The sequence below is a fragment of the Streptomyces sp. CNQ085 genome (assembly GCF_022614595.1).
Classification (GTDB): domain Bacteria; phylum Actinomycetota; class Actinomycetes; order Streptomycetales; family Streptomycetaceae; genus Streptomyces.
In genome coordinates this window covers 33356-42165 of sequence record NZ_JAJFAU010000027.1, presented here as the reverse complement: position 1 = coordinate 42165, position 8810 = coordinate 33356, and the positions used below count along the sequence as shown (strand labels likewise).

7 protein-coding genes and 3 pseudogenes are annotated in these 8810 nt (G+C 73.8%); 3 read left to right on the top strand and 7 right to left on the bottom strand.

The window, feature by feature from the left end:
* From LJ221_RS07780 to LJ221_RS07760, 5 genes and pseudogenes are all read right to left on the bottom strand, one after another.
* Positions 1 to 712 (bottom strand): annotated as a pseudogene (locus LJ221_RS07780) (5,6-dimethylbenzimidazole synthase); the annotation flags it as partial.
* Positions 713 to 915: 203 nt separating this feature from the next.
* Positions 916 to 2145 carry a precorrin-6y C5,15-methyltransferase (decarboxylating) subunit CbiE gene (gene cbiE / locus LJ221_RS07775; RefSeq protein ID WP_241714899.1) on the bottom strand — a complete coding sequence of 410 codons (1230 nt, stop codon included), beginning with the start codon at positions 2143 to 2145 and terminating at the stop codon, positions 916 to 918.
* Positions 2146 to 2327: 182 nt separating this feature from the next.
* Positions 2328 to 2993, bottom strand: coding sequence for a GNAT family N-acetyltransferase (locus LJ221_RS07770; RefSeq protein WP_241714897.1), 666 nt, complete (start codon positions 2991 to 2993; stop codon positions 2328 to 2330).
* A 92-nt stretch (positions 2994 to 3085) separates the two neighbouring features.
* Positions 3086 to 3418: pseudogene (locus tag LJ221_RS07765) on the bottom strand (MetQ/NlpA family ABC transporter substrate-binding protein); the annotation flags it as partial.
* Positions 3419 to 3421: 3 nt separating this feature from the next.
* Positions 3422 to 3841, bottom strand: a pseudogene (locus tag LJ221_RS07760) (ATP-binding cassette domain-containing protein); the annotation flags it as partial.
* Positions 3842 to 4440: 599 nt separating this feature from the next.
* On the opposite strand from LJ221_RS07760, the gene LJ221_RS07755 reads away from it, so the two are divergent.
* Positions 4441 to 4809: a hypothetical protein gene (locus tag LJ221_RS07755; RefSeq protein ID WP_241714896.1), complete on the top strand. Its 369-nt coding sequence runs from the start codon at positions 4441 to 4443 to the stop codon at positions 4807 to 4809.
* Positions 4802 to 5248 (top strand): hypothetical protein, encoded by a 447-nt coding sequence (locus LJ221_RS07750; protein WP_241714895.1) that lies wholly within the window; start codon positions 4802 to 4804, stop codon positions 5246 to 5248. The genes LJ221_RS07755 and LJ221_RS07750 overlap by 8 nt, the downstream gene beginning before the upstream one ends.
* 91 nt (positions 5249 to 5339) lie before the next feature.
* Here the strand turns inward: LJ221_RS07750 and LJ221_RS07745 are convergent, their stop codons facing one another.
* Entirely contained in the window at positions 5340 to 5867 is a 528-nt protein-coding gene (locus LJ221_RS07745) for a GNAT family N-acetyltransferase (protein ID WP_241714894.1), read from the bottom strand.
* A 451-nt stretch (positions 5868 to 6318) separates the two neighbouring features.
* Positions 6319 to 7473, bottom strand: a complete 1155-nt coding sequence (locus LJ221_RS07735; RefSeq protein ID WP_241714893.1) for a glycerophosphodiester phosphodiesterase — start codon at positions 7471 to 7473, stop codon at positions 6319 to 6321.
* A 246-nt stretch (positions 7474 to 7719) separates the two neighbouring features.
* Here LJ221_RS07735 and LJ221_RS07730 point away from each other — a divergent pair, with 246 nt between their 5' ends.
* A complete protein-coding gene (locus tag LJ221_RS07730) occupies positions 7720 to 8400 on the top strand; it encodes a 1-acyl-sn-glycerol-3-phosphate acyltransferase (protein ID WP_241714892.1) in 681 nt (226 codons plus the stop codon).
* Positions 8401 to 8810 lie beyond the last annotated feature (410 nt).

Genomic DNA, 8810 nt, shown 5'->3' with positions numbered 1-8810 from the left:
GCCATCCGGCCGCCGGCCGCACAGGAGCGGGCGCCGGTTCCGCGACCGGGGCCGGCGCGGGTGGCTGCGGCGCCCAGGCGCCCGGCTGCACCGGGTCGGACGGAAGCGTGCCGGGCTGCTGCGCTCCGTGCTGCGCGGCAGGAGCGGGCGCGCCGGGAGCGGTCACCGCCCCCTCGGGTTCGGCCTCCCCGGACGCCTCCTGGGAGGGGGTGTTCCGCGCCGCGTGCTCCTCGTGTGCGACGTCGAAGTACTCGGGCCCCGTGGTCGGCGGTCCCGGCTGCCGTACGGGCACGCCCCGCGGGGGCGTGGGCGCCGGAGCCGCGGGGGCGCTGCTGCGGTCGGCGAGCGTGCGCACCACGCCGGACTGCTCGGGCACGGGCGGCCCCAGGTGCGGCGGGCGGGGGGGCGTCGCGGCGGTGTGGGACACATGCCCGTGGGCCGTCCGCTCGGGCGGCGCCGGGTACTGCCCGTATCCGTCCGACTCGCGCGGGCCGGGCACGGAGGCGGGCGCGGACGCCTGGGACTGTGCGGACGCCGCCTCGCCCCAGCCGTGGGAGCCGGGCAGCAGCAGGTCGTCCTCGTAGCCCGACGCCACACCTTCGACCGGGCCCGCGAAGGTGTACGTGCCGGGTGCCGGTGCGCCCGGCTGCCCCGGCTGTCCGCCTGCGTTCTCCGACTGTCCCTCGCCCGGGACCCGGCCGGTGTCAGTCATGCGTACCCCTCGCCCATCGGTAGTGCTCCTTCCGGCCCCAGCGGGCGCCCGCCGTGCCCCCGTCCGAACCATCCCGACATCGACAGACAAAGTGTCAATACCGGTCGGCGGCACAACGGTCCATCAGCCTACCCGCCGTCGCGCCCCGCAGGTGGCGGGGGTGGACGACTGACCCCGGTTGGTCCGGTTCGTCTCGGACGAGATCACATCCGGCTGCCGGACAACAGGAAGACGACCGCGCGTTCGCGCTCCGTCCACTCCCGGGTGTCCAGTTCCAGGGACTGGAGCAGGGTGCACTCCACGGTGTATCCGCCGTCCGCCAGCACCCGCCCGACGGCCTCGGCCCCGTCGCGGGTGGAGGCGTGTGTGACGATCCTCTCGGGTCTGCGGTCGGCGCAGGCGGCGACCGTACGCGCCCCTCCCCCGCCGACGCGCACCACGTCGGGTTCGGGCAGCGCCTCCAACGCCAGGGGCGCGATGCCGTGCACGACTTGGAGCTGGACGCCGAAGCGCCGCGCGGCGGCGGACATCCGCGCACAGGCGGCCGCGTCGCGTTCGACCGCGAGGACCGCGGAGCCGAAGCGGGCGGCCTCCACGGCGACGGCTCCGCTGCCCGCGCCGATGTCCCACAGCAGGTCGCCTGCTCTGGGACCGAGCCGGGCGAGCTGGGCGGCGCGCAGTTGCGGGGAGTCCGCGGTCGCCGCCGGGGCGTCCTGACCGGTGTACTCGGCGGCCGACAGGGCCCAGCCCCGCACGGCGGGCGGGTAGTTCGGTTCGCTTCCGGCCAGCCATCCGCTCGGACCCGGCGCGACGGGCCCGGCCGCGGACGCCGAACCGCCCACCACGATCACGACGTTGGGATCGCGCCAGACGTGGTCGGCGACCTTGTCGGAGGTCAGTACGGTGACCCGCTCCCGGTCGGTGCCCATGGCCTCGCAGATGAAGAAGGTGCGGTGCACCCCGTCCAGCAGCAGAGCCAGTTCGGCGGGGCCGGCGCCGGGCGAGGTGAGGACGGCGACCTTGGTGTGGGCACGGCAGACGTTGACGGCGCGGCGCAGGGTGCGGCCGTGGGCGACGACGATCCGGGCGTCGTCCCAGGGCATCCCCGCGCGGGCGAAGGCCGCGGCGACCGAGGAGACGGCGGGTACGACCTCGACCTCCAGGCCGTACTCGGGTGCGCGCAGGGTGCGGACGACACCGAAGAAGCCCGGGTCTCCGTCGGCGAGGACCACCGCGGTGCCGCGGTGCCCGGCGATACGGCGGGCGGCCGGGGGCACGCTGCCCAGCCGGATGCGCTCGGCGCCGGGCGGGATCTCGGGAAGGGCCAGGTGGTGGACGGCACCGGCGACGAGGGTGGCGGCTCCGAGAGCAGCGCGGGCGGCCTCGGTCAGTGGCGAGCCGTCCCACCCGATCACGGTGACACGGTCGGCCATCGTCGGCTCTCTCCTGGCGCGTCGCGGGGCGGGGCGGAAGACGGTGCGGGGTGTGCGCGGGACGCGGTACCCGCGGGGCGGCGGGATCGCCGCAGTGAGGTTACCGCGCCCGGCGCGGGGGCCCGGTCCGGGCTTCTGGGTTCCCGGGCTTCGCGGCTCCGGAGGTGCGCGGCTCCGGTCCGTCAGCGCCAGTCGGGATAGGCGGAGTAGCTCCCGGCCTCGGGGTAGGCGGGGTAGCCTCCGGCACCGACCGACTCGCCCGGTCCGTCCTCCAGGTCCTCCGGCAGGAGGCTCCAGACGATCAGGTCGGTGCGGATGTCGGTCCAGCTCCCGTCCTCGGTACGGGTCCGGGCTATCCAGGCGTTGCGCAGTACGCCCTCGCTGACGCAGCCGACCTTCTGCGCGACCCGCTGGGAGGCGGTGTTGTCGGCCGGGGTGCGGATCTCCATCCGCTCGAACTTCCGGTCCTGGAAAAGCCACTGGACGGCGGCGAGCAGCGACTCGGCGGCGTACCCCTCGCCGCGCGCCCAGGGGGCGGTCACATAGGCGGCCTCAGCGGACAGCACCCGCCAGTCGGTCTTGCGCAGATGGACGGTGCCGACCAGGCGCTGGGTGAGGAACTCGGTGACGGCGAAGACGATGCCGTGTCCCCCGGTCCGCTCCGCGGACGCTCCCCGGGTGATCCACTCCCGGGCGTGCTCCTCGGTGTAGGGGACGGGCACGGAGGTCCAGGCGGTGACCAGTTCGTCGTTCATCATCTCGGTGAACGCGGGTGCGTCCTCGGCCTCGAGGGGACGCAGCACGAGCCGTTCCGTGCTGATCGAGATCTCCGGGAAGATGGATGTCATGCGCCGCTCCAGCCTGACGGGGTCGAGTGCACAGCATGCAGCATCGCCCCGGCGGCATGCAGCGCGGGCCCCGGCTCACCGCCGCACCGGTGTCAGGAGGCGTCGGAGGCGGCCACCACCGAGCCCCGGTACTCCTCCTCGATGAAGTCGGCGACCTCCTCGGAGGCCAGTAGGTCGGCCAGCTTCCTCACCCGCGGGTCGTCCTCGCCGCCCTCCTTGACGACGAGGAGGTTGACGTAGGGGTTGCCCTCGGCCTCCTCCAGGGCCAGGGCGTCCTCGACGGGCTCCAGGCCGGCCTCGACGGCGTAGTTGCCGTTGATGACGGCGGCGTCCACGTCGTCCAGGGAGCGGGGCAGCGCCGCGGCCTCGAGCTCCTTGAACTCCAGGCCCTTGTCGTCGGCGATGTCGGCCAGGGTGGCGTCCTGCCCGGCGCTCTCCTTCAGCTCGATCAGGCCGTGGTCGTCCAGGAGCTTGAGGGCTCGCTCGCGGCCGGGGACGCCGAGGATCTCCAGTGGCAGTTCGACGTTGCTCTGGACGGTCCGGGAGGACAGCAGGTTGAAGTGCTGGAAGACCATGCCGATGCGGCTGCGGGCCCGGCGCAGTTCGGCACCGGCCCGCCGTCCGCGCCCGGCCAGGGCGGTGAGGTCCTGTCCGTCGACGACGACCGTGCCGGAGGTGGGGCGCTCCAGCAGGTTGACACAGCGGATGAGGGAGGACTTCCCCGCGCCGCTGCGGCCGACGACGCCGAAGACCTCGCCCTCTCGGACATGAAGGCCGACGCCGTCGAGTGCGGTCACGTCCCGGCCTCGGGAGCGGTAGACCTTGGTGAGTCCCGTGGTGGTGATCACTGGGTGTCCATGACTGTCGAGTGTCCGGCGCGGGGGTGCCGCGCCGGACACGGGGATGTTCCTGACGGAAAGGAGCGGGAGCCGGCCGTCCGGGATCACGCCTCGGACGGGCGGACGGACGGCCGGTGAGCGCGGGGCCGGGCAACCCCCGGCGTACCGCCGGGAGAGGGAGGCTCAGGTCTCGCTTCAGGGCGCGAGGCGGCTCGGACGGGGGCCCTCAGCGGTCACACATTCGACACATGCGGCGAGCACCGGGCGTCGTGGTCGCCTCGGTCGCACGGGTGCGGCAGCTCGTCGCGGTCATGCGGGCGAGTAAAACAGACCCCTGGCCTCTACACGTAAAAACGGACGCTACCGTCCGGATAGTGGACAGTCCAGGTGTGCGGCGTCCGTCCCGTCCGCTCCCCGAAGAAGCCGCCGCGCCCGCCGCCACCTGCGCGGAGGCTGTTCGCGGGCCGTCCGGGAAGCGGGTCGGCATGTGGTCAAGGCCACGGTCGACAAGGATCCGGGTGGGTTCCGGAGAGGCTTCGGGTGTGCTTCGGGAGCGCTTCGCGAGGGGTCGTTCCGTCCGCGATGACGGGCTCGAATACAGTGCCGACATGCTCACCCCGCTGACGGTCGTGGTCGCCGTGGCCGCACTCGCCCTGGCCGCCTGGTGCGGCTTCGCGGCCTACCGGGACCAGCCGACCAAGGACTGGCACTTCGCCGGCATGGCCGTGGTGACCGTACTCGCCCTGGTGCAACTGGTCGTCGGCGTCGTACAGCTGGCGCGCGGCGGGGAGCCGGACGGCGGCACGGTGGTCTTCGTCTCCTACCTGCTGGGCGTGGCGGCCTGTGTGCCGGCGGTCGGCTTCATGTCGCTGGCCGAGCGAACCCGCTGGGGCTCCGCGACGGTCGCCGCGGGCGCGGTGGTGATGGCGGTGCTCCAGGTACGGCTGTACGACGTGTGGGGAGGCGGGCATGGCTGAGCCCCCGGGCCCCACGGTGCCGCCGGGGCGGCCCGCACGGCCGGGTCTGAGCCGTGGGCCGGGCCGGCTGCTGGTCACGCTGTACGCGGTCTTCGCGGTCGGCGCCACCTCCCGCTCGGTCTACCAGCTCTCCACCCGCTTCGACGAGGCCCCGCTGGCGTACGTCCTCTCCGCGGTGGCCGCGGCGGTGTACGTGGTGATCACCGTCGCCCTGGTCCGCGGCGGCAGGGGCGCCCGCCGGGTGGCGCTGGTGTGCTGCGCCGCCGAGCTGGCCGGTGTGCTGACGGTCGGCACCTGGACGGTGCTGGATCCGCCGGCCTTCCCCGATGCGACGGTCTGGTCGGACTACGGCCTGGGGTATCTGCTGCTCCCGCTGGTCCTGCCGGTGGTCGGCCTGCTGTGGCTGCGTCGCTCGCCCGCCGGCGCCGGAGGAGCCTGAGCGCGGGAACGCCCCTGGGCCCCGGCACCTGCGGCCGCCCCGCGATGCCCGCCGGAACGGCCGCGCGTGCGGAACGCGGACGAGGCGCCGGTCAGGCGCTGGCGGCGTACGTCCGGGAGATCCCGCCGCCCTCCGGCGAGCACCCGGGAGTCTTCTCCAGGGTCACCGTGCTCAGCCGGGAGGAGACCGTTTCGGTGGTCACCGGGGTGTAGCCGAGCCTGCGGTAGAGGCGGATGCCGCCCTCGCCGCGGTGGCCGGTGAACAGCCGGTAGCGCCTGGCGGACCGCTCCCGCGCCAGCCGCTCCTCGACCGCGGACAGCAGCCTCCCGCCGAGACCGTGCCGCCGCATGCGGGGGTGGACGATCAGCTTGCCGATCACTGCCGTGCCGTCGTCCTCGACACGGCCGCGTACCGAGCCGACGACCTCCTCGCCGAGCCGGGCCACGAGCACGCAGCCGCGGGTCAGTTCGGCGCGCAGGTCGCCGAGGGTCTGGGTGAGCGGCTCGATGCCGTAGTCGCCGTGGAGCGCGGCCTCGGACTGGTAGCACAGGTACTGCAGTTTGAGGATCTGCTCGGCGTCTTCGTCCGTCGCCGCCGAGATGGTCACGCTCGTTCCCATGTGCGCACGTCTCCCCATGTCTCGTCACGTCCGGGCGCGTGTGCTGAACGAGGGTCGCGCGCCCGAACTGTCTGCCCTGATGACGCCGGTGGTTCACCGCACCCTTCCCCCTGGTTCGGGGGGCGCAACCTCCGCCGTGAGCATTCTGCGCAGGCAATCGATGCAACGGGAACGAATCGGTCCGAGACCGCCCTGTGAGATTCCCAACTCCCGGGCTGCTTCACGGTGGGCGGGCCTCGGTGGGAGAGCGCCGCGGCGGTCCGCCGGTGCGGCCGCACGGCCTGTTCGAGGTCGGCGGCCCCGTTGTCCCCGCCGGCGGCCGGCAGGGACAACGGGGCCGGCAGGGAGTTCGGACCGGCGGGAAGGGTCTCCGGCGCCACGGCTGCCGTGACGGCCGGAGGGCGCGGCCCGCGCCTCCTTCGGGGAGCGTCCGGACTGGACCGACCGGCCGTCAGCCCCGGCGGAAGTCCTCCGCGGCCAGCAGGGCGGTGTCCGGCTGGTCGGCGAAGATGCCGTCGATGCCCGTCGCGAAGTACGTCCGCAGTGCGCCGAAGGCGTCCCCGTACGCGTCCGGGTCGGTGCCGCGGCGGAAGTCCGCGGGCAGGAACCGGTTCTCGTTGCGCATGGTGTACGGGTGGAGCAGCAGCCCGCGGGCGTGGGCGTCGCGCACCAGGGTGGTGGGCTCGCCCAGCCGCCCGTCCGCCCGCCGGGGGACGATCAGGTCCAGCGTCGGCCCGATGCCCTGGGCGAAGCCGGAGATCCACTCCAGCCCCTCGGGCGTGACCAGGTCGGCCACGGTGCGCGGGTCGCCGGCCTCGGTGAAGTCCCACGGCCGGGAGGAGGCCGAGGAGAGCAGCACCACTCGCGGGGTCCTCACCAGCCGGCTCATCCGCTCCATGCTGCTCGGCTCGAAGGACTGCAGGAACGTGGGCGAATTCGCGCGGTCCCGCCCGTACCGGCGCAGCAGTCTCGCCAACCGCTCCTCCAGGCCGAGGCCCAGACCTCGGAAGTAACTGGGGTGCTTGGTCTCGATGTGCAGCCAGACCGGGCGTCCGCGCCGGCGACCCTCGCGCTCGGCCCAGCGCAGCACCTCCTCGAAGGACGGGACCGTCCAGCGGCCGTCGTAGAGGGTGTTGTCGGGCCGGGTGCCGGGGATGCGCTCGGTGGCACGCAGCGTCTTGAGTTCGGCGAGGGTGAAGTCCTCGGTGAACCAGCCGGTGACCTCGGTGCCGTCCACCGCCTTGGTGGTCCTGCGGTCGGCGAACCGCGGGTGGTCGGCCACGTCCGTGGTGCCGGTGATGTCGTTCTCGTGGCGGCAGACGAGGTGGCCGTCCCGGGTGGGCACGAGATCCTGCTCGATGACGTCGGCACCCATGTCGAGGGCGAGTTGGTAGGCCCCCAGGGTGTGCTCGGGCCGGTAGCCGCTGGCGCCGCGGTGGGCGATGACGGCGGGCGCCGGCAGGGCCGTACGGCCCCGGCCCGCACCGCTCTCCTGTCCGCCGTCGGCCGCCGACGCGGCGGCGGCCGGTCCCAGCGCCGCCGCCCCCGCGCCCAGCACCGCCGCGCCCAGCACGGCTCTGCGGTCCGGCCTCTGCGCCTGTCCCATGGGCACTCCTCTCGCCTTCACACACCTGTGACTGTCCCGCACCTGACAAGCAACGGAACCCGCGCATGGTAGGTGCGTGTCGCTTCACCGCGGGAGGCCGTACGCGAAACGAGGCGTGAACTGCTGACAAATCGCGCCATCACGGGGTATCCGTGGGACGAACCCGGCGCGCGCCCGCCGGTGGCCGACGAGTACCGTACTCACCTGCGCGGGTGCGCGCGCTGACCATCATGACCGGAGGGCACGTTGTCCCGTTTCCTGCTCATCAAGGCGCTGCTCGGCCCGCTCCTGCGTGTGCTGTTCCGTCCGCGGGTGGAGGGGGCGGAGCGGATCCCCGGCAGCGGTCCGGTGATCCTGGCCGGCAACCACCTGACCTTCATCGACTCGATGATCCTCCCCACCGTTGTCGACCGGCGGATCTTCTTCATCGGCAAGGACGAGTACGTCACCGGCAAGAGCCTCAAGGGCCGTCTGATGGCGTGGTTCTTCACCGGCGTCGGCATGATCCCGGTGGACCGCGACGGCGGGCGCGGCGGCGTCGCGGCGCTGATGACCGGCCGCCGGGTACTGGAGGAGGGCAACGCCTTCGGTATCTACCCGGAGGGCACCCGCTCCCCCGACGGCCGCCTGTACCGGGGCCGCACCGGCATCGCCAGGCTGACGCTGATGACCGGCGCGCCGGTCGTCCCGTTCGCGATGATCGGCACCGACCGCGTCCAGCCGGGCGGCAGCGGACTGCCCCGGGTCGGCCCGGGCCGCCGGATCACCGTCCGTTTCGGCGAGCCGCTGGACTTCTCGCGCTACGACGGCATGGACCGTGACCGCTATGTGCTGCGGGCCGTGACCGACGAGGTGATGAGCCATGTGATGCGGCTGTCGGGCCAGGAGTACGTGGACGTGTACGCCACCAAGGCCAAGGCGGCCTGAGGCTCCGCCGGTTCCCCCGTTGCGCCGCTCTCCGCCGGCGGGCGGCGCAACGGGGGCTCACCGGGGCGGGCCCCCGCGCGACCCGGTCGGCGCGGCGTCACCTTCGGGAACGCCATGCGCGAAGATCAGTCTGAGCAGCAGCACCACGGGCGGCCAGGCCATTCCACCCGGCGCGGTGACCAGCGGCACGGTCTGGCCCCCAGGCCGACGGCCCCCACCACCAGGGTCCGCCGTCAAAGGCGCGGCCCGCGGCATCGCGAACGGACGCGCGGGCGGCCGCGCCTCCTCCGGCACGCCCGGGATCCCTCCCTCCGGCGGCATGCCCCGGCCCGGGACCGCCCGTGCTTCTCCGGGGCGCCACGGCGACTCCGGGAGGGCGGCCTCCGGTTCGGGAGGGGCTCGAGGAGGGG